Origin of the sequence: Paenibacillus borealis, assembly GCF_000758665.1 — a bacterium.
GTDB classification, from domain to species: Bacteria; Bacillota; Bacilli; order Paenibacillales; family Paenibacillaceae; genus Paenibacillus_AQ; species Paenibacillus_AQ borealis.
Genome location: NZ_CP009285.1, coordinates 7,361,948 through 7,387,930, shown reverse-complemented (window position 1 = coordinate 7,387,930; position 25,983 = coordinate 7,361,948). Strand labels below are relative to the sequence as shown.

Below are 25,983 nucleotides of genomic sequence, written 5' to 3'. Positions count from 1 at the left end.
TCTTGAGACTTGAGTGAAGGAGGGAAAACAAATGGCATACCAAAAATTGGGCCGTGATTCCAGCGCGCGCAAAGCATTATTCCGCGATATGGTAACGGATCTGTTCCTATACGAACGCATCCAGACAACAGAAGCCAAAGCGAAGGAAGTTCGTTCCATCGCTGAGAAACTGATCACAAAAGCGAAAAAGGGCGATCTTCATGCTCGCCGTCAAGTAGCAGCATTTGTTCGTCGTGAGACTGTAGACGGTGAACAAGATGCAATCCAAAAATTGTTCTCTGATATTGCTCCTCGTTACACAGAGCGTCCAGGCGGATACACTCGTATCCTGAAGCTGGGACCTCGCCGTGGCGATGCTGCGCCTATGGTTTATCTTGAACTGGTAGACCGCGCGTAGTTTCACAAGCATGATTTCCGGATGTACGCATTACGTATTTAACGTTATTGTACTGCAGGGCATTTTTGACCCTGCCGTGCAAATAACCGCGGGAATCACCTTGTATAGAGTAGAAGGAGCTCCCGCCGGGGCTCTTTTTTTATGAAACAGAAAAACCTATGGACCAACAGGAGAATGAAATGCGCAATCTATTGATGAAAGTCAATTATGACGGTACCCATTATGATGGCTTTCAGACCCAGCCTCAGGGCAATACGATTCAGGACAAGCTGGAGCATGCCATTCTTCATCTGACCGGTGAGACGCTCAAGATAACGGGCTCAGGACGGACAGATGCGGGTGTGCACGCTTATGGCCAACCTTTTAATTTCATAACCTCATCCCAGATCCCACTGGAACGCTGGTGTCTGGCTCTGAACGCCAGGCTTCCGCAGGATATCGTGGTTACCGAGGCCTGGGAGGTTCCGCTCTCTTTCCACTCCCGTAGAGGAGCGAAGCGTAAAACCTACCGGTACACGATCAATGGCAACCGGTTCCCGGACCCGTTCCAGCGGCGCTGGCAGCATCATCATCCGATGAGGCTGGATATTCCGGCGATGGAGCAGGGGTTGGCAGGACTGCTGGGTACCCATGACTACACTTCATTTGCGTCCAGGAAGTCTACCAAGACTTCGCATGTACGCACGATATTTGAAGCACGTCTTGAGGTGGACCGCAGCATGTGCCGTCCCGGATCCTCCGATCAGGGAGTTATCCATACGTATATTACAGGCAGTGGCTTCCTGCAGCATATGGTACGCATAATTATGGGCACGCTGATGCAAGTGGGGCAAGGCAAGATCAGCGCGGATAGAATCCCTGTAATTCTTGCGGCATGTGACCGCGCGGCAGCTGGACCTACAGCTGTGTCAAAGGGTTTGGCACTCTGGAGTGTAGAATATGATGAGAATGAGAACTAAACGATCAGCGCATTATTTTTTATGAAAAATAGTGTTTGAAAAGTTAAAAATCACTTGCACTTGTCATGTTTATGCTGTAATATAAAAGTTGTGTTTTCTTGATGGCTATCCCACAGCCCCGATCAAGGAAATGCCAACAAACAAGCTTTTCTTAACTCACATAATTGTAATCCAATGAGAAACAAGATATACGAAACAGATGATTTTCGTACGAGAACAAGGAGGAAACATTCATGCGTACCACCTATATGGCGAAGCCGAACGAAGTTGAACGCAATTGGCACATCATTGATGCCGAAGGCAAAACACTTGGCCGTTTGGCAAGCGAAGCCGCTGCTCTAATCCGTGGCAAACACAAACCGCAATTCACTCCACATGTTGATACTGGAGATTTCGTAATTGTTATCAACGCTGAGAAGATTCACCTGACCGGTAAGAAAATGCAAAACAAGAAATACTACCGTCACTCGATGCACCCAGGTGGTTTGAAAGTCACTGTTGCTGAAGACCTGATCAAAACCAAACCTGAGCGTATGATTGAATTCGCAGTTCACGGCATGATTCCTAAGACTCGTCAAGGGGATCACATGAAACTGAGACTCAAAGTATATGCAGGCGCTGAACATCCACATGCAGCACAAAAACCTGAAGTTTACGAACTTCGCGGATAAGAATAGAGGAGGACAGTTTCATGGCACAAGTACAATACTATGGGACAGGTCGTCGTAAACATTCGGTAGCACGTGTTCGCCTTGTACCGGGTGAAGGACGCATTGTCATTAACAAACGTGAGATGGACGAATATTTCGGTGTAGAAACACTGAAGATGATCGTAAGACAACCTTTGAACCTGACTGAAACTCTGGGCAACTACGATGTAATCGTTCTTGCACATGGTGGCGGCATTTCCGGTCAAGCTGGCGCAATCCGTCACGGGATCTCCCGTGCATTGCTCAAAGTAGACCCTGAATATCGCGGTGCGCTGAAGAAAGCCGGCTTCCTGACTCGTGACCCACGTATGAAGGAACGTAAGAAATACGGCCTCAAAGCCGCTCGTCGTGCTCCACAGTTCTCGAAACGTTAATATCTGTCTCCTTGTTATCAAGGAACTCAAGCTCCTGGCCTTTATGGCCGGGAGCTTTTTTACGCATGCGGGCGTATTTAGTTGCCGGTGGATATAAAAATTGCCCATGCATAATTGCATGGGCTTGCTTTTGTAGTTATAACTGGCGGAATTCTTTATCATAGAAACCTTCGTACGGTGCTTTGATCTGCTTCAAGAATCTGCTCAATATCCCTCATTTGCAATACAAAATTCCTTTTAGATAATCCATGCCGATACACAAGCTGATGAATTTGTAAGGTAAGCTGTCCATCAAAACAGATTAAGTCACCTCTTGATGCAGACTCAAGTTCAAGATTCTTCAATGCATCTATCTCTATTTCCTTAAACCTTTCCTCCATGGGGACAATCCATTCATGCTGAGTGGACAATGTTGCATGATCAAGACAGACAATAAGCTGATCCGGACCATCCAGTGTGCTATGGGGATCGTAGTAAGCGAAGATTACAGGTTCATCTAAAGCATGACTTGGTTCCGAATTCTTTTGATCAAATGAATGTGAAATATATTCTCCTCTCCTCCACGGCAACATCTCTCCCTCGTACTCACGGCGTAAAATTTGATCGAAGCGTACTTTTGCCATTTCCCTGGATACCCCAAAAACATTTGAAATTTGCTGAATGGCGGTACTGTAATCTCCTGATAAGCTAAAGGATTGGATCATGAAAAAGGGCATGGTGGCATAAAGAACAAACTTCTCAGCATCCTCCTCCTGTGCCTTGATAAATGGAACGGGCAGCGTCATTTGGTTGCCGGCGTGCCTCAGCATGTGACATAACTCATGCAGAAAATCGAACCGTTGCTTCATTGGGGTAATACGGTTGTCCAATAATACAAAGCGCATACCCGTTATGGATTCATAAGCCCGGCTCCGGACAGGAGCATAATCAATATGGATATCCAATTCAGTCGAAAGCCTCTGTATCGTGATGTCTTCCGGCTTAAGAATAGAATGGTTTATGTAGAGCTTTTCCACGAAATGCTCAAGATGTGTTTTTTTATAATGAATAAACATAAAAAACCTCCGAGATAAGAATATATGTTCGTATATATAGATATGAGGAATCAGCCCGTTGGCTGAAACCACGATTATTTCTGCTTTTAGTTGTCGTCCGAAGAGTCTGATTTTTTCTTTTCGAGATCTTTAATAAATTGCCAAAAGGTCAACATTTCCCGTTTACGTTCGTCCGGGGCGTCCAGGTAATCCTTGAAAAACAGTCCATGCTCCGGATTATTTAAAAAAGCCTCAAATTCAGACAGTTCCGAAAGCAGTGGAGCAGCCTCTTCTTTACTTGATCCGAAGGCCAAACGATCCATTTCTTCGGTAGTAATGCCTAAAGCCCGACAAACTTTAAGAACATTATCGACAGAAGCTCCTCCTACCCCCCGCATCAAGATTGATCTAAGCGTAGTATAAGGAATTCCTGCTTTTTCTGAAAAAGCCTTCGTGTTCAGGCCTGTTTCCTCGATTAGCCTCTTTAAGACTTCAGCCCGTTGCACATGTAGTCCTCCTCAAAATCATCAGTATATACGCTACTTCGTATTATTAAATTCATTGTAGAAGGTTTGTAGGCAAAAGTAAATATGCATTTTCGTACTTTTAAGGTTTTAAAGCTTGACTAAGTGCGATATTGAGTATAACATGATTTAAAAATACGAAATTGAGTATATTTCAATCAACATGGGTGAAAGGGGAATTGACATGGAGTGTGTAGAGCAGGTGGATCTGGAATTTATATATTCTGAATTTGTGCAAAAACTGATTCCAGAATATCAAATTTCATTAAAGGGTGTAGAACAACTTTACAGAAGTGCGGAGGCGGAAGACAAAAAGGTAATCGCCGGAATGGTCAGTGACTGCGAATATGTTATTGAGTGGCTGAGCAGTGGACGGCGGCCGGGCAACAAGCGGGGAATCGAACGGCGTGCGGGTTATGAGCGGGAAATTCTTTTGGAACCTATTCTTATGCAAAACTTCACCTGTCACTTCAATGCGGTCCCTTCTGAAGGACTCACAGAGGATCAACGTTTTCAATTGGAATATGTATTGGGGCTGTTGAGCAGGAGGGAGAAGGAGTGTTATATGCTTGCTAACGGTGAGGGGTTCTCGCATGTGGCTATCGCTGATATGCTCCAGATTTCGGCTGGCAGTGTAAGTGAATATATACAGCGGGCGCAAAAAAAGATCAGCTCCGTTATAGATGAGTATAGGTCCCTCATTTAAAGAGGATATAAATAAAATGTTTGGTTTTGTCTAGTGAAAGCCCCTAATAAATAGAAAGACAAATAACGGCACTCATCCTGCTGATGCCGCAAGGGGAGGTGACTGCAAAGATGGTGAAGCGGTTGGGGACGATCCGTATCTTCGAGAAAGAGTTCTAGGAGCAAGGAGGGACACAGTGACAATTACTTTACTAATCATGGCGATTCAAAAGTATCTGAAAGAGCAATTGGCAGATGACATGCTGCCCGTACCATCCGTACTGCTGGGATATTTGCCGCAGAGTGATGCCGGGAACCCGGGATATCCGGTAATTAAGATTAGGCCGGCCGAAGGAGAAGGTGATTCTGGTCAAGGGCAAATTCAAATTAAACTACAGTTTGGAGCCCAGTCAGAAGATGACACAGGACTCATTGATATGCTTAATCTGATGGAGCGGGTACGCATTCTGCTTTTGCGCAAGAGAGTACTTGAACAAAAATTCGTCATGGACGCCAGCTGGAAGATGAAACTTAACGAGGAGCACCCAGCAGCAGACTGGGGAGGCGAACTTACAACAACCTGGGTATTGCCCCAAATTAGACCGGAGGTACAAATATGAACTTCATTAATAATAAAGATAATCTCCAAAATGAGCAGGAGCCGGCACAGGAGCCGCCACAAATCTATTTAGGTCCAAATCTGCGTGGCGGGCGGCTGCTGCAATCCACCGTTTTTCGGGAGGGCATTCCATCCTATCTACTGCCGCTGCTGGAGGAACAGCCGGATGTGGCTGAACTGATTATACCGTTAGAAGAAATAACGGCTGTGCAGGAACGTATTGTTCAAGCAGGAACAGCTGAATATGCAGTCTATCAAAGGCTTTTAGGGAAGGGGATTTAATATATGGCTTTTAAACATGGTGTAACTATTATTGAACAATCGACTTCAGTTCTGGCTCCAACAAAGGCAACAAGCGGTATTCCTTTTGCGGTAGGAACGGCTCCGGTTCATTTGGCTGCGGCATCTGTGCCGGTGAATACTCCGGTACTTGTATATAGTTACGCGGAAGCGGTGGCTGCCTTCGGGTACAGCGAGGACTGGTCAAAATATACACTGAGCGAATTAATCTATTCACATTTTGCGTTATATGAAAAAGCTCCAATGATTCTGGTCAACGTGCTTGATCCGGCCACACACAAGACAACGGTTGCTCCAACAGCGGCTGCTGTAACTAACCGGGATGCCATCCTGCAGGCGGAAGGGGTGCTGTTGTCCACACTCCTTGTCAAATCTTCAGACGGTACATCAACCTATGTATCCGGCAAGGATTATACGGCTGCATTTGATGAGAACGGTCATGTGATGATCTCAACAAAGCCGTCTGGTGCTATCGCGGCCAATGTTAATCAACTGTCCGTGGGTTATGACAAGCTGAATCCGGAAGCTGTAGAGGCTGAGGATATCATTGGGGGCGTGACCCCGTCCGGAGAATATACCGGTTTTGAACTGGTCCATCAAGCTTACCCGCGTTTTGGCATTCTTCCGGATCTGCTGCTTGCTCCCGGCTGGTCACATCTGTCTGCAGTCGCTGCGGTGATGAAGGCAAAAGCCGGAAATATCAACGGGAATTTCAAGGCGATGGCGCTGACGGACATTGATCCGTCCCAGTCCTATACAGATGCTGGCACATGGAAAGCGGATAACAGCTACACTGCTCCTCTTCAAGTTGCGGCTTACCCGATGCTGACTCTAGGGGATAAGAAATATCATTTCTCTACACAGCTCGCTGGACTTATCGCTGCGACAGATGCCAATAATGGCGGTGTTCCTTTTGTATCGCCGTCTAATAAATCTTTGCAGGCGGATGGGACTGTACTATCCGATGGGACAAGCCAGTTCCTGGGGATAGACCAGGCAAGCTTCCTTAACAGCGCAGGAATTGTAACGGCACTTAATCTTGGGACGAGCGGCTGGAAGAGCTGGGGGAATCATACTGCTGCCTACCCTGGTGCCACTGACCCCAAAGACAGCTTTATTCCGGTCCGCCGCATGTTTAACTGGATCGGCAACAGTCTGATTCTGACCTACATGCAAAAGGTGGATGATCCGATGAACAAGCGGCTGGTGGCTGCAGTCACAGATTCAGTGAATATTTGGCTGAACGGTCTGACGGCATCCGGAGCTCTGCTGGGCGGACGGGTAGACTTCAATGAGTCCGAGAATCCAGTGGCGGATCTGATGGCCGGCAAGGTTACCTTCCATCTGCACATCACACCGCCGGGACCGGCACAGGAGATTTCATTCCTGCTTGAATACGACACAACATACTTAGCTGCGCTGGTAGCGTAAAAGGAGGAGCAATATGCCTAAAAGATCAGAAAGAGTTATTGATTATTCGGTGTACTTGAATGCAGTGGATTATTTGGGTACGGCAACCGCCACATTGCCGGAAATCACCTACCTGGTGGATACAATTAAAGGCGGCGGAATCGCCGGAGAAATGGCGGCGCCTTCTCCGGGACACACGGGAGCGATGAGTCTGGCCCTCAAGTGGCGCACCATTGAAAAGGCAGCGGCATCGCTTCTGGCACCGAAGATCCATACGCTGGATCTCCGGGCTTCGATCCAAACCTTTGACACGGCAACAAGTGAATACCGTGAGGTGCCTTTTAAGGTTACTGTCCGTGCAAGACCGCTTGGCTTAACGCTGGGGAATCTCGAGACTGCCGCAGTGATGGATACCACCAACAACTTTTCAGTGAATTATTTGAAGGTGACACTGGATGGCGTTCAGGTGCTGGAAATTGATAAATATAACTACATTCACAAAGTTTATGATGTAGATTACCTTGCTGCAACCAAAGAGAATCTTAGTCTATAAGGAGCGTGCACGATGGGGACAAAGAATATAGAGGAGGCTGGCGCGGAAGTCTATACTTTCGCCCGGCCTGTAACATTTGAAGGCGATACTTTTGAGAGCTTGAGTATTGATTTCGACAAGCTGACAGGTGAAGACATTCTGATCTGTGACCGGCAGTATCAGGTAGAGTCGGCGCGGCAATCCAGCGGGGAATTGATTAAGGAGACCAATAAAGCCTATCAGGCTTATATTGTAGCAAAGGCTGCAGGTGTCCACGTTGGGCTGATCAGAGCACTTTCAGCTAAGGATTTTACAAAACTGACCTTGCGGGCACAAAGTTTTTTGCTGCTGTAGGCTGCGGAGATGGCGATGGGATTAAAGACATCGCCGTCTCTTTGGCCATGCTCACCCATACTCCCATCCCTTATTTTCTCGCTTTGCCTTTGGAGGAACTGGGGGATTGGGTAGAGAGGGTGTCCAGGATTAAGGGAAGGAGGTAACTTATGGCAGGGACAGGCAATTCAAGCGGCAGCATTAATGAGATTATTCTTCAGCTGAATTTATTGGTGACTCCTGCTTTCCAACGTTCTGTCGGGGAAGCGGAACATCATATTCAGGATTTGGACCGGGTTCTGCAGGAAATGGTCAGCAGGGGGTATTTCGATGTACTGCGGAGAGAGGCTGATCAGGCGGATGACAGCATTGAGGAGGTAGGCGACAAGGCCGGAAAACTCGGTGACAAGCTTAAAGATGCAGTCAAAGAAGTGGACTTCTCCATGCTGCAAAAAGCCGTTGAACCTCTGAAGGCGGTATGGGCGGCTGTAAATGATTCTTCCGGGGCGATGGCGCAGCTTCAGGCTGCAACCGGGTTGACCGCCAAAGAAATGAGTGGAATGAAAGATATCTCTAATAACCTGTACAGCCAGAATTATGGTGAGAACTATGAAGATATCGGTGACGCCGTAGGAACAGTGAAACAAATTCTGCAGCAAACAGGAGAAGAGCTGGAGAAGACAACGCAGACGGCTATGACGTATCGTGATGTTTTTAAGGGAGATATAGCTGGCTCTGTACAAGCAGTTGACGCTATGATGCGCAAATTCGGCATCTCCTCGGAACAAGCCTATAATCTGATGGCTCAAGGCGCGCAGAAGGGGCTGAACACATCCGGCGGACTTTTGAGTGCAATAGGGAAATACAGCGATGATTTTCAGAAGATGGGTTATTCTGCCGACGAGATGTTTGAATTATTAAGTGCAGGCATGGACAACGGAGCGGACTCGCTTGATGGTGTTGCCGACATTGTGAAAAAATTTGGATCAAACGTTAAAGCAGGCTCGGATACTGCAAAGGCCGCCGTCTACGAGCTGTTTGCTCCTAAGCAGCTGGATCAATTCAGCGCCGCGCTTGTCAGTGGCGGGACGAAGTCGAAGGAATTTGCCGATTTGGTAAAAGCCGCCGGACAAAAGGGTGCCCTTGCACTGGTTGGAGACTTGAAGGCGGGAGGAGATTCGGCCAAAAAGGCTATGCTTCAACTGCAAAAGACGCTCGGCGGCGGCGATAGCCTCTTTAAAGGGTTGGCAGACGGATCGATTACCAGTAAGGATGCAATGAATCAGGTTATTGTGAAACTGAAGGCCATCAAGGATCCGGTTCATCAAGCAGCGCTTGCCGGTACTCTGTTCGGCTCTCAATTTGAGGAAATAGGGAACAAGGCAGTGCTGGCGCTTGGCCAAACCCGCAATCAGTTTGATATGACCAGGCAGACCATGGAGGAAGTAGCGGCGATAAAAGACAATACACTCTCAGAGCAGTTTGCGGCAATGGGACGGGAGCTGATGGCAAGTCTTGTAGTTCCCATGGGAGAAAACTTGATGCCCGCGCTTCAGGGCTTAACAGGCTGGGTTTCAGACAACAAAGAGCCGCTGATGGTAATCGGTCTTGCGGTTCCTGCTGCGATGCTGGCTACAAAAACAGTCAAGATTGTCCAGGAATTCTCCAAGATTATCACGGCGGCCAGAGGAGCCAGCGGAGCAGCTGGAGGAATTGCCGGGGCGCTGGGTATGCTCACGAATCCGTTGGGTCTCACCGTAGCGGGTATAGGGTTGGCCGCTGCAGGAGTCATAGCCTTCAGAAAGCATCAGGAGGATGCGCGCCTGGAGCTTTTGAATATGGGGGATGCGCTGGATGAATCCTATTCCAATTATGCCGGAATTGAGGAGACGACTGCAAAAACCCAGGGTCTAATTACCGAGTATGACCGGTTGACAGGGAAGCTTAAGGACGCCAAAACTCCTGCTGCTGAATTGGCAGAAGCCAGGCGAAAGCAGAAGCTTGTGGAACAAGAGCTTATTGACATGAATCCGGATATTCTGTCTGCGGAAGACTTAAAAAGTGGCAGATTCAGCGATCAGCTTGGACTTGTCGGGAATCTTGCCAAAGCGCAGGAGGACATGAGCCGGCGAGAATTAGAGCATGATGTACTTTCAGCTCAGGCGAAATTACCTGATTTGGAGGATGAATATACAGCATCGACTGAGAAACTCGCCGAGCAGTACGCTAAATATGATACTAATATGGCGAAATTTCAAGATTATCGCCAATACGTGAATCAGCTTGATGAGATTTGGAATGGAAAGGGAAGCGAAAAGGAGAAAGTAGTACAAATAGATGCATTAAGAGATAAAATCAATAAAGCTCAGGGTACAGAATACGATGTTTCCGGCGGTTGGGCTATTGAGTCGATCAAACAAGATTACGAAAAGTATAGGACTTCCTTTGATGACCAGTACACTGAAATCAAAGAGACCGAAAGTGATAAAAAAGAAGCTGAAAGCAGCATGCTCTCTTATTACAATGCCCAAAAAAAATTGATTGAGCTTGATCTTGGGGGCACCTTAGAAGAGCAAGTAGCGAAATACAAGGATTTGTCCATTGCTCAAAAAGAACAGATCACTCAAGCATTGATTGATACGGCAAGCCTTAATAATGAGGTGGATAAACTGCCTGCTGAAAAGATAGTGAATGTTCAGGTCCTATGGCAGCAGATCGGAGAGGTTTCAAATTTCAATGTTGCGGGAGATGAGGGGCGAAAAACGGCCAATTCGAAAGGAAAGCCATATTTGCCGCTCTATGGTGGTCCAAAAATTGCGGAATACGCTGAAGGCGGAATCGCATATGTTCCATCTATATTTGGTGAAGCCGGTCCCGAAATGGCCATTCCATTAAATCAGAAGCCACGGTCCCGATCTTTATTGGAAAAGGCAAATGATTTGATGGGCTACAATAACAATTCCGGTAACAATGGAGATATTCATGTAACGTGGGCCCCAAGTATCACCCTCCAGGGCGGGGATAAATCTGTGGTCGAACAGCTGCGTGAGGCCTTGAAACAAACGGAGGACGGTTTTGAACGCCGCTTCAAGGCCATGCTCCAGCAGCAGAGGCGGGTGAGCTTCCAATGATCTATAGAACCGTGCAGGGAGATATGTGGGATGGAATAGCTTTTAAACTATATGGTGACGCCCAATTCATGGCTCTGCTCCTGAATGCTAATCCAGCACATGCTCCGGTCAGTGTGTTTTCCAGCAATATTGTGCTGAATGTACCGGAGTTGCCGGCTGACACCTCCAGCTCATTACCTCCATGGAGAAGGGGGTGAGCCGGATGGAATCCATGCAGGACGCACGCAGAGCAGTACTGGAGCTTCGGTATAACGGGAAGGATGTCACGGTGGATATTGCGAAATCGCTAACTGACTTTCAATATAACGATGCTGCCTCCGGTTCTCTGGACGATCTTACAGTTTCGCTGGAGGACCGGGATCGCAATTGGCAGGGACCTTGGGCACCTGTTGAAGGAGATCAGCTGGTTGCTTCCATCCGGACTGTCAACTGGGGGAAGCCGGGTGAGATCAAGAAGCTGCCGCTGGGAACCTTTGAGGTGGACAGTATTGATTTTAACGGTCCCCCTGACACGATATCCATTAAGGCGGTTTCACTTCCCATCACCTCCGAGATTCGGATGCAACGCAGTTCGCGCAGCTGGGAGAAAACCAATCTGAAAACGGTAGCCGCTCAAGTTGCCAAACGCGCTAAACTGAAACTAATTTATGAGGCACAGGACAATCCTTCTTATGAACGTCTGGAGCAGTCGGAGATGTCGGACTTGGCCTTTTTGCTGAACACAGCTACTCAAGAGGGCATCGCCATTAAAGTATCCGGCGGGAGTGTGGTTCTTTTTGATGAAAGGGAATATGAACAAAAAGCAGCGGTCGCGACGATTGTGCGCGGGGAGGCTAATGTGACAGGGTACAGCTTTGCGCTAAATACTGCATATGCGGCTTTCCGGGCCTGTACGGTTACGTATACGCCTCCCCAGGGCAAAGAGCCCCTAAAGGCTACTTACACACCTGAGGGTGCGCCGAAGAGTGGTCCTGTGCTTAAGATCAATGAGCAAGTCGATAGCCAGGCTGATGCATTGCGTCTAGCCCGCAAAAGGCTTCGGGAACGCAATAAAGAAGGCGGAAGAGGGACGCTTTCCCTAATGGGTGATATGCGGATGGCTACGGGACTAACCATTAATATCAAGGGCTGGCAGCGGTTTGACGGGAAATACATCATAGAATCCGCCAGGCATTCGATTGGAAGCAACGGGTACACAACAAATCTGGAAATTCGCAAAGTATTGGGGTGGTAGAATTGATTCTTATTGGCAGGGTATCCACAGTTAATGTGGCAGCGGGAAGTGTCAGGGTTTCTTTTGCAGACCGCGATGATATGGTTTCTGGCGAATTGCCGGTTCTCACGCCGGGCGGTTGGGGAAGGGGCAATGCGATACCGCTGCCGGGCGAGAGGGTGCTGTGCGTTTTTCTGGATAACGGGCGTTCGGCAGGTTTTTGCTTGGGAACGTACTTTGCAGAAGACGATCAGCCTTCAGGCAGCAAGGATCAGCGGGGGGTATGGTTTGAGGATGGCAGTTATGTCTATTATGACCGTACGGCCAAAAGACTGAATGTTAAAGGTAGCGGCGGGGTGAGGATCGAGGGAGATTTAACAGTAACAGGCAAGGTGTCGGCCAGCGTATTTAATGATGGTGGGGTGGTGGAACAGGATGAGCAGTATAGCTAAGTCAGACCAAACACAAGAATATAAAATGAACAAGATTGGCAGTTTAGGGCCGGTCGTTTTTGTCGTTGCGGAAGGTGCAATTCGCACTATAGATGAATTCAAGCGGAGCAGCTCCAGCCGGTGGGCACAGCACGACATTATCGGTCAAAAGCCCAAAAAGGAATTTGTGGGACCCGGGGCAGATTCTGTTTCGTTTGCGGTCCATTTCTCCGCTGCGCTTGGCCTTAATCCGCGTAAAGAACTCGATAGGCTCACAGAACTCGATCGTGCCGGTAAAGCGATGCCGCTTGTCATAGGACGTAAGAATGTGGGAGTCGGACTGTGGGTGATCAGCGGGTTGTCCCAGGATTGGAGCAGGCTGGATAGCATCGGCAATGTTTTGGACGCACAGGTCACAATCTCACTTGAGGAGTATGTGAAATGATGTATACCGTGGATATGACACAGCCCACCCTGATCAATTTCAGTCCGTTAACGGTTGAGGAAGAAGTCTCTCAGAATATTCGGATGATCCTAGCTACTCCGTGGGGAAGCGCTCCGTTGGTCCGGGAGGTTGGCCTGGATTACACGATTATTGATGAGCCTGCATTCATTGCCGAAACCCGCCTGACCGCAGAAATCATCACAGCCATTACAGAACAGGAACCGCGCGCCTCGGTAGCCGATGTTTCTTTTCACAAAGATAAAGAAAACTCGCTTAACGGCCGTTTGGCAGTTGTAGTGAAATATACTCTGGCAGAGGAGGAATAGACGTTGGAATATGCTGAATTACCGGAAATTCTCTTCGTCGAAGAGGACGCAGCAGCCATACAGCAGAATGTGATCACTATATATGAAGGCCTTGCTGGACGCACTTTGCAGCCCGCCGATCCGGTGCGGCTTTTTTTGTCCTCGCTGGCAGCGGTCATTGTACAGCAGAAGGTGCTTATTAATCAGACGTCAAAAGCAAATCTGCTGCGCTACGCCTCCGGGACGCTCCTGGATCATATGGGCGTTTTTCAGGGTTCGAAGCGCTTGAAGGCGTCGGCGGCAATCGTCACTCTTCAGTTTGTTTTATCCATTCCGCTGGCTTCAGTGACTTCGATTCCTGCAGGAACCCGCGTTGGGGCGCAGGGCGGCAATGGTTCAATCTATTTTACAACTACGGAGTATTTGGAAATTCCGGCGGGAGAGACGGCGGGTATTGCAACGGCACAATGCTCCGACTCCGGAACGATAGGGAACGGATTCTTACCCGGGCAGATTAACGTTCAGATGGACCCGTTGCCCTTTGTCCAATCTGTAACCAATCTGACAACCAGCTCCGGTGGAGCCGCTGCAGAAACGGATGAAGCTTTCAAAGAACGTATCCGCAACGCACCGGAATCCTATTCGACGGCTGGTCCACAGGGAGCTTACGAATTCTGGGCCAAGTCCACATCCTCTGCGATCCTGGATGTTCATGCGTACTCTCCGGCAGCAGGCCGTGTTACGGTCGTCCCTTTACTTGCCGAGGGGCAGATACCCGGTGAAGATGTGCTGAGTTCCATTGCCGAGACCTTGGAAGACCGGGGGATCCGGCCACTGACAGACCTGGTAACCGTGAGTGCGCCACAACCAGTCAGCTTTAACACAGCAGTTACCTATTATATCAGCCGCAGCCGGGCTGCTGAGGTACCTGGTATCCAGGCAGCCGTATCGGCGGCAGTTGCTGCTTATCAGCTCTGGCAGCGTTCCAAGCTGGGACGGGATATTAACCCCTCGGAGTTGATAGCCCGAATCATGGCCGCCGGGGCGCTACGGGTGGTCGCGGCAGCGCCCGGGTACACGGTTTTGTCAGCAACCCAGATCGCTCAGACTGGCACAACGACAATTACTTATGGAGGGCTGGCAGATGATTAATATTCAGACCGTAAGTCTGTTTGATCTGCTGCCGCTTCCCATCCGTAATGATCCTGCTATGGCTGCGGCTGCTGTTGCACTGGATATACAGCTGCAAGAGACAAGCAGAATGATTGCTGGCCTGGAGCTGTTCGGGCGGTCAGCAGAGTGGACTAATGCAGAAGCAGATGAACTGGCCTGGCAGTTCAAGCCGCCCTATTATGATCCCGATCTGCCTTTGGATCAAAAGCGGCTGCTGATCCAAAATGCAATCCCATTTCACAGGCATAAAGGTACAGCCGGAGCGGTAGAGGACCTGATTGCGATCTTGTTTGGCCAAGGTGCAGTGGAAGAATGGTGGCAGTATGGCGGGGATCCGCATCATTTCCGGGTAGTCACCAACAATGCCGATGTGACTGCGGAGCGGGCACAGGAGTTCATTGCCGCTGTCGATGCAGTCAAACGTTTATCAGCTGTGCTGGACAGCGTCACAATTTCACAAGCTGAGCAGCTGCCCTTTTACTTCGGCGGCTTTTTACATTTCGGGGAACACATTACGATTTAGGGAGGGAAACATGTGGCAGTATTTGGAGGCATGACATTAACCAATAAAGGATTGGCACTGCAAGGAAAAGCACAGGCGGGAGCACAGCTCAACTATACCAGGATCGCCATTGGCGACGGATCGCTTAGCGGACAATCCGTACCAGCGCTAAATGCGCTGATATCCCTCAAGAAAAGTTTGCCTATTGCCCGTCTTCAGATGCAACCGCCTAACAAAGTGATTATCGGCACGACTCTGTCCAACGCCGATATCACCACAGGCTTTTATTTCCGGGAGGTTGGGGTATTTGCTCAAGATCCGGATGGCGGAGAGATCCTGTACGCCTATGCCAATGCCGGAGTGACAGCGGATTATATCGCGCCCGGCGGCGGAACGGATATCATTGAGAAGGCATTTGACTGCGTTGTTGTCGTTGGGACGGCGGCGAATATTAAGGCGGTGATTGATGAATCACTAGTATTCGCGAAAAAGTCCGAGTTGGACGCTGTTGACGCTGCTAAGGTAGATAAGGTATCTGGCAAGGGGCTGTCCGCCAATGACTACACCACGACCGAGAAGAACAAACTCTCGGGAATTACGGCGGGGGCTGGCGGAGCCGCGTCTGCATCAGACGCGGTTATAGGCAACCGGACAATATCAGATGCCACAGCCCCGACAGGAGATTCTGGCACTATTACAACCCTGCTGGGCTGGCTGGCCAATATGATCAAATCTATCACAGGCAAGTCTTCTTGGCGGACTGCGCCGGCCACAACGCTGGAAGCGGCTAAGGCGCATGCGGATGATGCCACGCGGCATCTTACGGCGGCGGAGCGGACGGCATGGAACGCTAAGGAGACACCGGCGGGAGCACAGGACAAGGCGGATGCTGCCAAGACCGCAGCGGCAGCTGACGCAACCACAAAAGCGGCCGCTGCTCAGGCAGCGGCTGCGACGGATGCTACGGCTAAGGCTAATGCCGTCCAGGCTAATTTAACCTCTCATATTGGTTCTGGAGGCGCGGCGCACGCAGTGGCTACAACAACAGTAGCCGGATTTCAATCGGCTGCCGATAAGGCGAAACTGGATGGAGTAGCAGCAGGAGCCAATAACTATACTCACCCAGCCACACATCCACCAGGCATCATTGTGCAAGATGCTTCGAATAGATTCGTCACCGATACTGAAAAATCAACCTGGAATGCTAAAGCCTCAACCGCTGTAGCAACTACGACAACTGCCGGACTGGAGTCGGCCGCAGATAAAGCCAAGCTGGACGGCATTGCAGCCGGGGCTACTGTTGTAGCCAATTCGGCCTCAAACGGAGTAATCACCATCAATGGCACGAATGCCACGGTATACACCCACCCTAATCATACAGGTGATGTAACCAGTACAGGGGACGGTGTGACTGCGATTGCAGCCGGTGTAATTGTGGATGCGGATGTAAATGCCGCTGCAGCCATTGCCTGGAGCAAGCTCAGCAAAACAGGGGCATCCTTGGCGGACTTGCCTACACGATCCGCTGCGGACTTGTCGAGCGGAACGCTTGCCGCCGCGCGTCTCCCGGCTATCTCCGGAGATATCACGATGGCTGCAGGAGCGGGGACGGCTACAATCACCGCAGGGGCGATTGTTAATGCTGACGTTAATACCGCAGCAGCTATTGATGCTACCAAGATCGGGACAGGTGTTGTGTCCAATGCAGAGTTTGGTTACCTGGACGGCGTGACAGCGGGGATTCAAGGGCAGCTGAATACTAAGGCCAATCTAACCGCTACACCGCAGCAGACCACGGCGGATATTACTTACTATGTGCGGACGGATGGTAATGATGGGAATACAGGGCTGGCTAATACTGCGGGTGGGGCGTTCAAGACGATCGGCAAAGCGATTAGCATGATTCCGCAGGTGGTTAATCACACGGTTGCTGTCAACGTTGCGGCTGGGACTTATGCAGAAGATGTGATTATATCCGGGACTAATGGTGCGGGTTATGTTGCGTTTAATGGCACTTCGGCGTCTATTCGATCATTCACCGCCGCGAGATGTATTCGTGTTGTAGTTAATGGTTTTACAGCAACCTCTACCACTCAGTCGCCATTTTATGCGTATGATGGTGGGAAGTGCGATTTTACTAGCTGTATAGTGAATGCTTCTAGCGCTAACACAGGAATTACCTTCTTTAATCAATGTGGATTAGTCGAAGGGTGTACAATATCTAATCGCAGTGTTGCAATTCATGTGGAGAAGGGGCAAGTAACCGTTATAAATTGCGCAGGAACCGGAAACACCACGGCTATTCTTCCAAGTGGCGGGGCGCTCGTTAACACTTCGGGAACTATAATGAGTGGTGCCCTTGATGGGGCAAATGGTGGAGTTATTAACCCATGGGGAGATAATACATGGTCGGCACGATCATTTATCTACGGCACTCATAATGCTCAACAAACCATAGCCACGAACGTTTGGACAAAGGTTATTTATGGATCGGAAGGTAACGACAATCTAGGAGAGTATGATCCGACAACGGGCGTCTTTACCGCTAAAATGGCGGGTGTGTACGCGATTACAGCCTCAATTCAGTTCACTAATGCCACGGGCGGGGCTGAATTGAAACTAGCAGTAGGTTCAAGCTCCGGGGTTACATCAGTTATTTCTCATACACGGCCCGGAAGTTCTGGCTATACTGCCGCTAGTGGAGCATTGATGTTGGGGGTGGCTGCAGGTGGCACGCTGGCTATTTGGATGACTAGCACTGCAGGTGCAACAACTAACCCGGATGGTGCTTACTCTTATGTCATGATTACGAGAATTGCCTAGAACATAGAAGGAGGTTTGAAAAATGAACATAGCACTGGCAATCATGTATCTATACCCGAACGCTGACCCAATGCGAGATTTTAGGGTGCAGAATAACGGCCCGGAACCCGTTCTGCGACCCGGTGCCGAAGAAAAAGGCCGGGTCCGCTATGAGATTAAGCCGCCTGAAGAGGGCGAGGAACCCATTGAGGGCATACATTACCGTTACGGCATCGACTATAACCTGCTGACCGAGGGCGAAGATTACGACCTGGTAGAGCGTGGCCCATATATCGCGCTCTGGAATTTAGACGAACCACAACCTACAAAAGCTGAGCTGCAAGCAGCCTGGGAAGCCTACCAGGAGGCCGAAGCCAATAAGCCACCGGAGCTAACGGAAATTGAGCAGGTACGCGAAGAGTTGGCACAAACTCGGATAGCATTGACGAAGACGTATGAGCAATTACAGTCTGCTCAAGATGAGGCCACAGGCGCACAGCTTGCCCTGGTTGAACTGTACGAGCTAGTATTACCGCTGATCGGGGGTGACGTATAATGCCGCAAGTATATGCAAGCCTGATCCGTAAGGGACTCAAAACAATTGAGCAGGTCCCCCTCGTGATCCGAGATGAGGTTCAGGCACTCCTGGCCGACAATGCTTAACTAGTGTTTAGCTGGGCCGCTTCTGAACTGGATGAGATCGGAACCCATTGCCTGTTGAATAGATATCGCTAGCGCCCATAATGGCGTTTTTATTTTGCCTCCGAAGCCCCTTCGGGGGCTTTTTATATCAGAGAGAGGAGCGGGGGAATGGATAACAACAATGTATTGAACTTGGAAAAGCTGCTGCCGCTCGCAGATAAATATGGACTTGCTTACATTTTGGCACTTGTATTGGTCTTCGTAGTATTTGGCTTTGTGAGAGACATCCGGCGCGGAAAATGGGTGCCGCGTGAGCTGCTGGATCGTGCCGAGGAGGACCGGGACCGGCTGCAAAGTATCCTCGACAAGGAGCGGTCAGACTTTATGGCACCGACACTCCAAGTACTTCAGGGGCTCAAAATAGATCATGCCGCAAGCAATAATGCCGGCAATGATGAGGACAGGGGAGGATAACCGTGTTTAGTCGATGGATAAAACGTTTATCGCCCCAGCATAAAGAGAGAGAGCAGGAGCTGGCGCGGGCATCCCGCAGGGTATCATTTGCGATTGCCAGGTACAAGGATACATCAAAGGACATACAAGAGGAGATCCGGAACAACGGTTTTGCTGAATTTCTAATATACGATCGGGGTGTTAATCATGGGGGGCATTGATATTTTGCTGTTGATTGCTTATTTTATATCATTTATCTGTGCGCTGCTGCTTATGGCCGCGCTTTTTTTGTACTTCCGGAAGAGATTCCGCGCCCGGGTGGTGAGCTTGTTCATGTTGGCTGCGTTCTTCTTCCTGGGGGCATATACGGTCAAGATGGCCGTGGCATTCTGGATTCGTTTCTCAATCACATCTGGGGATTCCGCTGTTTATGCCGCACTGAAATCACAAGGCTGGGCTATTGCGCAGACCGGTACCACGCTGGGGCTGGTAATCCTGACTGTCCTCATGTATACCCGGCGGCAGGATCTGTTTATGATCTTTCCGGCCGTTAAAGAGGAGGCGAAGCGCGATGCTGACGCTTGATCAGGTACAGCTTAAATCCTTGTCCCGGCTTAATGGGCTGCATCCGGTACTTGCAACAGCTACGGTGGCACTGATTGAGCGCAGCTATGCCCTGCCTGAACGTAAGAAACATGCCTAAGAGCGCTCGTCGTGCTCCACAGTTCTCGAAATGTTAAGAGTCATCTTACACTTTGTAAATAATGTAAAATAGTGGTATGTTATTGATATCTCACCTAAGGTCCTGCTATCTAATTAATGAAGGAGGAACCATGAAAACCGGAAAATTAATGCTGGTTATTTTATTACTGATTACGATCATAGGGTGTTCTTCAGATCAACAAAATTTCACCAAAACTAATGACACTATAAAAGAATATATAGATACTGCAAAAGTACCAGCCATTCCTGGATTGGAAGTAGAATCAATCTTTGTCAATCTTGATAAAGAGACGAAAGAAGGTCTCCGGAATACTGTCGTGATTACGTATACTGACGAGAAAGGAAAACTTATTAAAAATGTAAATACCGAATCTAATGTTTCAGTAATTTATGGTCCCTATGAGGGAAAGAAAGTTTTAACTTTATCTATAAGCAAAGCTGAAGTTGAATACGGTAATGAGATGCAGACAAAAAGCATATATAACCTTGAATTATTTTATACAAAGGTTCAAGATAACTTGTTGATATATACACGTCATGATGGACTTTCCTTTACCTCAGAGGGCCGCATAACAAATGAGTACACTGAAGAACAACATTTTGAAATGTTTACACAAGCAGTAACTAACAATTAAATAATATCTATTCCCTTGTTCTAAAGGAATTCATGCTCTCAGCCTTATGGCCGGGAGCTTTTTATATGTTTTTTATCACCCAAATATTAATTCCCCGCATACTTTATTCCAAAATGAACAAAACCCATTGACTTCGCCACTGAAACGGATATACTATACCATATAGAATTAGTCGGGATTAATCTCTCAGAGGATTCGATCTTGGCTATATCCGGATGGAGGAAGATTAGATGAATCTGCTCGAGAAAGAGGATTTAATCAAAGTTAAAGCTGAAGAATTGGAGAATGCCACTCCCCAAGAGATTATCCGCTGGGCGGTAGAGACTTTTCCTAATATAACGTTTGCCTGCAGTTTTGGTGCTGAGGATGTAGTACTGGTAGATATGATCCAGAAGGTCAGCCCATCGACAGATGTGTTCTATCTCGACACCGATTATCATTTCAAGGAAACCTATGAGACAAGAGATGTTATGGCTGGCAAGTACGGAATGGAATTCGTCCGTGTATCGCCGCAGATTACAGTGGAAGAGCAGGCACTGCAGTATGGTGAGGCACTATGGAACACTGACCCGAATCAATGCTGCGCCATCCGTAAGGTTGAGCCGCTCACGCGTATTCTTTCACAATACGACGCTTGGATTACCGGGATCCGCCGTGATCAGGCGCCTACCCGGGCTAACGCCAAGAAGGTAGAGTATGATAATAAATTCGGACTCGTGAAGTTTAATCCGATTGCTAACTGGACGACAGAGGATGTATGGAATTATATCCGCGAGAATGATGTGGTATATAATCCGCTTCATGACCGTAACTTCCCTAGTATCGGCTGTGAACAATGCACCCGGGCGGTTATGCCTGGTGAAGATCCGCGTGCCGGAAGATGGGCTGGATCAGACAAAACAGAATGCGGACTGCATAAATAACACACTAGCATTGCACACAGGAGGAGAGAACAGGAATGACTTCAATACTTCCTCATGGAGGAACACTGATCCAGCGCTACGCCGCCGGAGAACAGAGAGAAGAACTGCTGCAGCAGGCCTCAGCCAATAAATCAATTGCTCTTAATACATGGACATTATCTGATTTGGATTTGATTGGTGTTGGGGCATTTTCGCCGCTCACTGGTTTCTTGAATGAAGCGGACTACCAATCTGTGGTCACAAGCATGCGTCTGGCAGATGGAACCGTATGGAGCATTCCTATCACACTTGCTGTAGATGACAAGCAGGCGGCATCCCTTGCAGTAGGTGATAGAGTGTCGCTGATTGGTGAAGATGACGGCATTGTCTACGGACTGCTTGATATTGAAAGCATCTACGAAGTGGATCAGCAGCTTGAAGCGCAGAATGTCTTTAAGACAACCGATCCTGAGCATCCTGGCGTAAGTAAACTGCTCGGCCGTCCGGCAACTTATGTAGGCGGTCCTATAACTGTATTGAACCGGCCGCAGCCTGAGAAATTCGCTGAGTTCTATTTCGATCCTGCCGAGACCCGTCAGATCTTCGCGGATAAAGGCTGGAGAACCGTCGTGGGCTTCCAGACACGCAATCCGGTACACCGTGCTCATGAGTACATCCAGAAGTGCGCTATGGAGGTTGTAGACGCTCTGTTCCTGAATCCGCTTGTGGGTGAAACCAAGTCTGACGATGTGCCGGCCAATGTGCGGATGAAGAGTTATCTTGCGCTGCTGGAGAATTATTATCCGGAGAACCGCACGTTCCTTGGTGTATTCCCGGCGGCAATGCGTTATGCCGGACCACGTGAGGCGATATTCCATGCGATGGTGCGCAAGAATTACGGCTGTACACATTTCATTGTCGGCCGTGATCATGCCGGTGTGGGTGACTACTACGGCACTTACGAAGCGCAGGAGATCTTCGCGAACTTTACCGCCGAGGAGCTTGGCATTACGCCATTATTCTTCGAGCACAGCTTCTTCTGTGTGAAATGCGGCAATATGGCCTCGAGCAAAACCTGCCCGCATCCGGGCGATCAGCATTTGACGCTCTCCGGTACCAAGGTACGGGCACTTCTTCGCGACGGACAATGTCCTCCTCCTGAATTCACGCGTCCTGAAGTGGCGCAGATTCTAATCGAGGGAATGTCTCCGGAAGTCTCTGTAAAGTCCTAAACAGCCAGTACTATTTGGCCCTCTTGTCCCATATAGATGAGTAGAATCTATCGGGACGAGGGGGTCTTTGTTATGTCTGGCCGACAGCAGCATAAAGTCTCGGTCTGGATCTCTTGGAACAGCATCAAAAAAAGCATCCTGGGCGCTGTACTACTCGCTGTGATGATCGGTATCATTGCTTATGATATGCCGACTGCCAAGACGATCAATTATTGGAGTCTGCCGCTTTCAGGCAAGGTTATTGCCATTGATGCGGGCCACGGGGGGCCCGATGGCGGTGCAGTCAGCCGTGAGGGCCTGATTGAGAAGGATATTAACCTCTCGGTGTCCCTTTATTTGCGCGACTATCTGCAGCAGGCGGGAGCGATCGTAGTGATGACCCGGGAAGGCGACTATGATCTGGCCCAGGACAGCACCAAAGGGTATGCCAAGCGCAAGACGGAGGATCTGAAGCAGCGGGTCAGAAGCATCGAGGAGAAGGGCGCCGATCTGTTTATCAGCGTACATATGAACAGTATTCCTTCGAACCGCTGGAGCGGAGCACAAACCTTCTATTATCCAAGCAATGAGGGCAACAAGGCGTTGGCCGGATTGGTACAGGATGAGCTGAGGGCTACACTTGAGAATACAGACCGTGTGGCCAAGACCGTGAATACCGTATATTTGCTAAAAGCATTAAAAATGCCGGCGGCGTTGGTTGAAGTAGGTTTCTTATCCCATCCTGAAGAATCAGCCCTGCTCGGAGATGATGTGTATCAGCGGAAGGTGGCTACCAGTATCTACCGGGGGATCCTGCGGTATACCTCTGAGCAGCCATAGGGTGGGACTACTCTTCCGCCGGAGGGTAATGCTATAATAGACGAAAATACCGGAGCTTACCCGCCGGAGAGGAAACAGAGGTGCTTTCCATGCTGACTAGGGAACAAATTCAGGAACTTTTGCAGCCGCTCACAGACCCGGAATCCGGAAAAAGCCTTGTCGAATTACAGTTAATCCGCGATATCATGATTAAAGAGGACCGGATATCACTATCCATCGTATGTCTCGATACCGATGAGAAGAAGCGCATGGAGCTGGAGCAGCAGGTCCGTGATTTGCTTGCAGCGGCTCATGCAGGGAATGTGCATATCCGTCTGCGTGATGCCACCGATTATGAACGGGCTATACTCCGCGGAGAGAGTGCAGAGGACGAGCAGGAACCAGAACAAGGCGAGAAGCTGAAAGGTCATGCAGCGGGCCTTGAGGGGCATGAGCTGATCAATGAGAACTCAGGAGTGAACTTCATCGCTATCGCCAGCGGCAAGGGCGGAGTGGGGAAGTCAACGGTGACGGTGAACCTGGCCGTAGCACTAGCCAGAAAGGGCAAAAAGGTCGGTCTGATCGATGCTGACATCTACGGTTTCAGTATCCCGGATATGATGGGCATTGAAGAAGGGCCAATTGTGGAAGAAGGCGTCATTATTCCGGTGGAGCGATTCGGAGTGAAAGTCATGTCGATGGGCTTCTTCATCCGGGAGAATAGTCCGGTGATCTGGAGAGGGCCGATGCTTGGCAAAATGCTGCGCCAGTTCTTCAGCGATGTAGGCTGGGGTGAGCTGGATTATCTGCTGCTGGACCTGCCTCCGGGAACGGGCGATGTGGCGCTTGACGTGCATCAGATGCTGCCGCACAGCAAGGAGATCATTGTAACTACCCCTCATGCTACGGCGGCCTTTGTGGCAGCAAGAGCGGGCTCTATGGCTCTGCAGACTGAGCATGAGATTCTTGGGGTTATCGAGAATATGGCCTATTACGAATGTTCCTCCTGCGGGAAGAAGGATTATATCTTCGGACGCGGCGGAGGGGCCCGTCTGGCCGAAACGCTGCATACGGAGCTGCTGGCCCAGGTGCCGCTTGGAGCACCGGACAACCATATTTCTGAGCCTGATTTCTCACCGTCGGTGTATAAGGCGGATACGCCAACCGGAGGGTTGTTTGCAGAAATTGCAGACAAGTTAATCGCCAAGTACGAACAGTAAGTAATGCCGGCGTGTCTCATACAAAAAGGCCTGTCCCATATGGGGCAAGGCCTTTTTTGAAAAGAATATATATGTTATTTTAAGAGCCGGAATCATCTCCGCCTTCCTGCTTCTGACTGTCGCCTCCGCTTCCCTGTCCCTCTCCGCCGCTTTTCTCCGCATCCTTTTTCTGTACCTTAGGCTGCAGCTCTTCCTGGACTACAGATTTGAGCAGGTCGAGCACCTCCATCCGGAAGAGCGGATTCTGCATGGCCTCCTGCATAATGGTCATGGACTGTTTGCGGTAATCGGAAGTCTTAGTAAGGTCGAGGAACATCTTCATCATTTCAGGCGACTTCATGATTTCTTCGACGGACTTTTGATAAGTGGGATCCTTGATTAATTGAAGATGCAATTCCTTGCTCTGCGTATTAATCGCTTTGGCGAACTCCCCGGCAAATTGCGGGTCCGTCATGATCTTTTCGATTTCCTTCTGGTACTCCGGAGCTGTGATCGTATCCTTAACCGCGATCCGGATCTGCTCGGTGGTTTGCATGGGCATCATTTTCATGCTCAGCCCGCTTGTGCTGCTTTCACCCGAGCTGGGGGTAGAAAGGGCTTCTTCAACCGCCTTTTTTCCCTCATCACTTTTCAATATATCTACAACCATCGTCTTCATTTCCTTATATCCGCCCTGTCCGGAAGAAGAACTGCTCTGTTCGCCTCCGCAGGCCGTTAAGGCCATAACCAAGCCGAGTGCCAAGCCTCCAGACCACAAAGTCCTCCATTTCATTGGCGCTGCCCTCCTTTATAGAGTTACTGACTGTAGTATGCCGCGGGGACACACATTTATGTTGGAGTGTAATGGTTTTTTGACGGTAACCTTGGTAAAATAAATCTGACACGGGGAGGTGAAAGCGCTGAACTTAAGAAAATGGTTTTATTTATTCTGGACCACGCTTTTGATCGGAGCAGGAGGGGCTGTAATTGCCGGTCTTGCCCTGCAGACAGTGAATGGCGGAATCGATTTCAAGAGCACCGCCGACCTTTTACTTTACGCCCTGATCCTTTTTGGCTATGGAGTGCTCGTCAGTGTATATGCCCAGCTTGGGTTCTTCGCTTATCTGATTCTTAACTACATGGGCATTGGCGTATTCCCGCGCAAGGCCTGGCGGTACATACAACTGGTGCTGGCCGTGCTCGCGCTGCTTGAACTGGTTTTCTTGCGTACCTTTGTAAGCGGAGACCGCAGTGTTGCATCTGATTTGATTCTGGGAGTGGGAATTCTGCTTACAGCAATTGTTGTTTCCGGGTTCAAAATGCGGGGGACTAACGCTTCGGCCTGGATTCCAACTTTTTTCTTTATGACCGCCATCACCATTGTGGAAATTATCGGCGTCCTCCGGATCGGTGTAGACAGCGCCACCATTTTTATTCTTGTTCCGCTGGTCGCTTGCAATGCGTTCCAAATTTTGATGCTGCACCGTGTTTTGAAACCGGCCTCAATTTAAAATATCCATA

At 49.3% G+C, this 25,983-nt stretch carries 33 protein-coding genes; 30 read left to right on the top strand and 3 right to left on the bottom strand.

The features are described 5' to 3' along the window. Window positions 1-31 precede the first annotated feature (31 nt). The 4 genes from rplQ to rpsI all read left to right on the top strand — a co-directional run bounded on the left by rplQ (window position 32) and on the right by rpsI (window position 2,440). Complete coding sequence (rplQ, locus tag PBOR_RS31390; protein WP_019908254.1) at window positions 32-397, top strand: 50S ribosomal protein L17; 366 nt, start codon at window positions 32-34, stop codon at window positions 395-397. 179 nt (window positions 398-576) lie between these two features. Further along, window positions 577-1,356, top strand: coding sequence for a tRNA pseudouridine(38-40) synthase TruA (gene truA / locus PBOR_RS31385; protein WP_042217891.1), 780 nt, complete (start codon window positions 577-579; stop codon window positions 1,354-1,356). A 233-nt stretch (window positions 1,357-1,589) separates the two neighbouring features. Beyond that, window positions 1,590-2,027 (top strand): 50S ribosomal protein L13, encoded by a 438-nt coding sequence (gene rplM, locus PBOR_RS31380; RefSeq protein WP_042140128.1) that lies wholly within the window; start codon window positions 1,590-1,592, stop codon window positions 2,025-2,027. Between the two features lie 20 nt (window positions 2,028-2,047). Continuing rightward, window positions 2,048-2,440, top strand: coding sequence for a 30S ribosomal protein S9 (rpsI, locus tag PBOR_RS31375; protein WP_042140127.1), 393 nt, complete (start codon window positions 2,048-2,050; stop codon window positions 2,438-2,440). A 158-nt stretch (window positions 2,441-2,598) separates the two neighbouring features. Here rpsI and PBOR_RS35850 read toward each other — a convergent pair whose 3' ends face one another. Then, window positions 2,599-3,495, bottom strand: a complete 897-nt coding sequence (locus PBOR_RS35850; RefSeq protein WP_052429721.1) for an ImmA/IrrE family metallo-endopeptidase — start codon at window positions 3,493-3,495, stop codon at window positions 2,599-2,601. Window positions 3,496-3,581: 86 nt separating this feature from the next. After that, window positions 3,582-3,980 carry a helix-turn-helix domain-containing protein gene (locus PBOR_RS38260; RefSeq protein ID WP_052429720.1) on the bottom strand — a complete coding sequence of 133 codons (399 nt, stop codon included), beginning with the start codon at window positions 3,978-3,980 and terminating at the stop codon, window positions 3,582-3,584. A gap of 220 nt (window positions 3,981-4,200) precedes the next feature. On the opposite strand from PBOR_RS38260, the gene PBOR_RS31360 reads away from it, so the two are divergent. From PBOR_RS31360 to PBOR_RS31245, 25 genes are all read left to right on the top strand, one after another. Continuing rightward, window positions 4,201-4,704 carry a sigma factor-like helix-turn-helix DNA-binding protein gene (locus tag PBOR_RS31360; RefSeq protein ID WP_245647955.1) on the top strand — a complete coding sequence of 168 codons (504 nt, stop codon included), beginning with the start codon at window positions 4,201-4,203 and terminating at the stop codon, window positions 4,702-4,704. 175 nt (window positions 4,705-4,879) lie between these two features. Next, window positions 4,880-5,302: a hypothetical protein gene (locus PBOR_RS31355; RefSeq protein WP_042217889.1), complete on the top strand. Its 423-nt coding sequence runs from the start codon at window positions 4,880-4,882 to the stop codon at window positions 5,300-5,302. Beyond that, window positions 5,299-5,583 (top strand): hypothetical protein, encoded by a 285-nt coding sequence (locus PBOR_RS31350; RefSeq protein WP_042217888.1) that lies wholly within the window; start codon window positions 5,299-5,301, stop codon window positions 5,581-5,583. Before PBOR_RS31355 ends, PBOR_RS31350 begins: the two co-directional genes overlap by 4 nt. Window positions 5,584-5,586: 3 nt before the next feature. After that, window positions 5,587-7,032 (top strand): phage tail sheath family protein, encoded by a 1,446-nt coding sequence (locus PBOR_RS31345; protein ID WP_042217886.1) that lies wholly within the window; start codon window positions 5,587-5,589, stop codon window positions 7,030-7,032. 13 nt (window positions 7,033-7,045) lie between these two features. Next, a complete protein-coding gene (locus tag PBOR_RS31340; protein WP_042217884.1) occupies window positions 7,046-7,564 on the top strand; it encodes a phage major tail tube protein in 519 nt (172 codons plus the stop codon). Between the two features lie 12 nt (window positions 7,565-7,576). Next, complete coding sequence (locus tag PBOR_RS31335) at window positions 7,577-7,897, top strand: phage tail assembly protein (protein ID WP_042217882.1); 321 nt, start codon at window positions 7,577-7,579, stop codon at window positions 7,895-7,897. A 149-nt stretch (window positions 7,898-8,046) separates the two neighbouring features. Continuing rightward, a complete protein-coding gene (locus tag PBOR_RS31330) occupies window positions 8,047-11,007 on the top strand; it encodes a phage tail tape measure protein (protein WP_042217881.1) in 2,961 nt (986 codons plus the stop codon). After that, entirely contained in the window at window positions 11,004-11,204 is a 201-nt protein-coding gene (locus PBOR_RS31325; protein ID WP_042217879.1) for a tail protein X, read from the top strand. The genes PBOR_RS31330 and PBOR_RS31325 overlap by 4 nt, the downstream gene beginning before the upstream one ends. 5 nt (window positions 11,205-11,209) lie before the next feature. After that, window positions 11,210-12,241, top strand: a complete 1,032-nt coding sequence (locus PBOR_RS31320) for a phage late control D family protein (RefSeq protein WP_042217877.1) — start codon at window positions 11,210-11,212, stop codon at window positions 12,239-12,241. 2 nt (window positions 12,242-12,243) lie between these two features. Then, the gene (locus PBOR_RS31315) at window positions 12,244-12,672 is read left to right on the top strand and encodes a phage baseplate assembly protein V (protein ID WP_425415510.1); all 429 of its coding nucleotides are present in this window, start codon (window positions 12,244-12,246) and stop codon (window positions 12,670-12,672) included. Window positions 12,673-12,697: 25 nt separating this feature from the next. Then, window positions 12,698-13,096 (top strand): phage tail protein, encoded by a 399-nt coding sequence (locus PBOR_RS31310; RefSeq protein WP_042220130.1) that lies wholly within the window; start codon window positions 12,698-12,700, stop codon window positions 13,094-13,096. Beyond that, window positions 13,093-13,422 carry a GPW/gp25 family protein gene (locus PBOR_RS31305; protein WP_042217874.1) on the top strand — a complete coding sequence of 110 codons (330 nt, stop codon included), beginning with the start codon at window positions 13,093-13,095 and terminating at the stop codon, window positions 13,420-13,422. The genes PBOR_RS31310 and PBOR_RS31305 overlap by 4 nt, the downstream gene beginning before the upstream one ends. Window positions 13,423-13,425: 3 nt before the next feature. After that, window positions 13,426-14,553 carry a baseplate assembly protein gene (locus PBOR_RS31300; RefSeq protein WP_042217872.1) on the top strand — a complete coding sequence of 376 codons (1,128 nt, stop codon included), beginning with the start codon at window positions 13,426-13,428 and terminating at the stop codon, window positions 14,551-14,553. Then, window positions 14,546-15,097, top strand: a complete 552-nt coding sequence (locus PBOR_RS31295; RefSeq protein WP_042217870.1) for a phage tail protein I — start codon at window positions 14,546-14,548, stop codon at window positions 15,095-15,097. The genes PBOR_RS31300 and PBOR_RS31295 overlap by 8 nt, the downstream gene beginning before the upstream one ends. A 12-nt stretch (window positions 15,098-15,109) precedes the next feature. Then, on the top strand, window positions 15,110-17,899 hold the full coding sequence (locus PBOR_RS35845; protein ID WP_052429718.1) for a hypothetical protein: 2,790 nt from the start codon (window positions 15,110-15,112) through the stop codon (window positions 17,897-17,899). 22 nt (window positions 17,900-17,921) lie between these two features. Continuing rightward, on the top strand, window positions 17,922-18,434 hold the full coding sequence (locus PBOR_RS31285) for an XkdW family protein (protein ID WP_042217868.1): 513 nt from the start codon (window positions 17,922-17,924) through the stop codon (window positions 18,432-18,434). Then, window positions 18,434-18,541 (top strand): CD1375 family protein, encoded by a 108-nt coding sequence (locus PBOR_RS37865; protein ID WP_216626823.1) that lies wholly within the window; start codon window positions 18,434-18,436, stop codon window positions 18,539-18,541. The genes PBOR_RS31285 and PBOR_RS37865 overlap by 1 nt, the downstream gene beginning before the upstream one ends. Window positions 18,542-18,688: 147 nt before the next feature. Further along, window positions 18,689-18,994, top strand: coding sequence for a hypothetical protein (locus PBOR_RS31280; RefSeq protein ID WP_042217866.1), 306 nt, complete (start codon window positions 18,689-18,691; stop codon window positions 18,992-18,994). Window positions 18,995-19,306: 312 nt separating this feature from the next. After that, window positions 19,307-19,558, top strand: a complete 252-nt coding sequence (locus PBOR_RS31270; protein ID WP_157764178.1) for a hypothetical protein — start codon at window positions 19,307-19,309, stop codon at window positions 19,556-19,558. Further along, window positions 19,545-19,676, top strand: coding sequence for a hypothetical protein (locus PBOR_RS38415; protein WP_281192013.1), 132 nt, complete (start codon window positions 19,545-19,547; stop codon window positions 19,674-19,676). Before PBOR_RS31270 ends, PBOR_RS38415 begins: the two co-directional genes overlap by 14 nt. A gap of 130 nt (window positions 19,677-19,806) precedes the next feature. Next, a complete protein-coding gene (locus tag PBOR_RS31265; protein WP_042217861.1) occupies window positions 19,807-20,331 on the top strand; it encodes a hypothetical protein in 525 nt (174 codons plus the stop codon). Window positions 20,332-20,561: 230 nt separating this feature from the next. Further along, on the top strand, window positions 20,562-21,254 hold the full coding sequence (locus PBOR_RS31260) for a phosphoadenylyl-sulfate reductase (protein ID WP_042217860.1): 693 nt from the start codon (window positions 20,562-20,564) through the stop codon (window positions 21,252-21,254). A 35-nt stretch (window positions 21,255-21,289) separates the two neighbouring features. Then, window positions 21,290-22,465, top strand: a complete 1,176-nt coding sequence (gene sat, locus PBOR_RS31255; protein ID WP_042217858.1) for a sulfate adenylyltransferase — start codon at window positions 21,290-21,292, stop codon at window positions 22,463-22,465. A gap of 72 nt (window positions 22,466-22,537) precedes the next feature. After that, a complete protein-coding gene (gene cwlD / locus PBOR_RS31250) occupies window positions 22,538-23,284 on the top strand; it encodes an N-acetylmuramoyl-L-alanine amidase CwlD (RefSeq protein WP_042217856.1) in 747 nt (248 codons plus the stop codon). A gap of 89 nt (window positions 23,285-23,373) precedes the next feature. Next, entirely contained in the window at window positions 23,374-24,483 is a 1,110-nt protein-coding gene (locus PBOR_RS31245; RefSeq protein ID WP_042217854.1) for an Mrp/NBP35 family ATP-binding protein, read from the top strand. A gap of 79 nt (window positions 24,484-24,562) precedes the next feature. Here the strand turns inward: PBOR_RS31245 and gerD are convergent, their stop codons facing one another. After that, on the bottom strand, window positions 24,563-25,255 hold the full coding sequence (gene gerD / locus PBOR_RS31240; RefSeq protein ID WP_042217853.1) for a spore germination lipoprotein GerD: 693 nt from the start codon (window positions 25,253-25,255) through the stop codon (window positions 24,563-24,565). A gap of 127 nt (window positions 25,256-25,382) precedes the next feature. Between gerD and PBOR_RS31235 the strand changes: the two genes are divergently transcribed. Further along, window positions 25,383-25,973, top strand: coding sequence for a KinB-signaling pathway activation protein (locus tag PBOR_RS31235; protein WP_042220127.1), 591 nt, complete (start codon window positions 25,383-25,385; stop codon window positions 25,971-25,973). Window positions 25,974-25,983 lie beyond the last annotated feature (10 nt).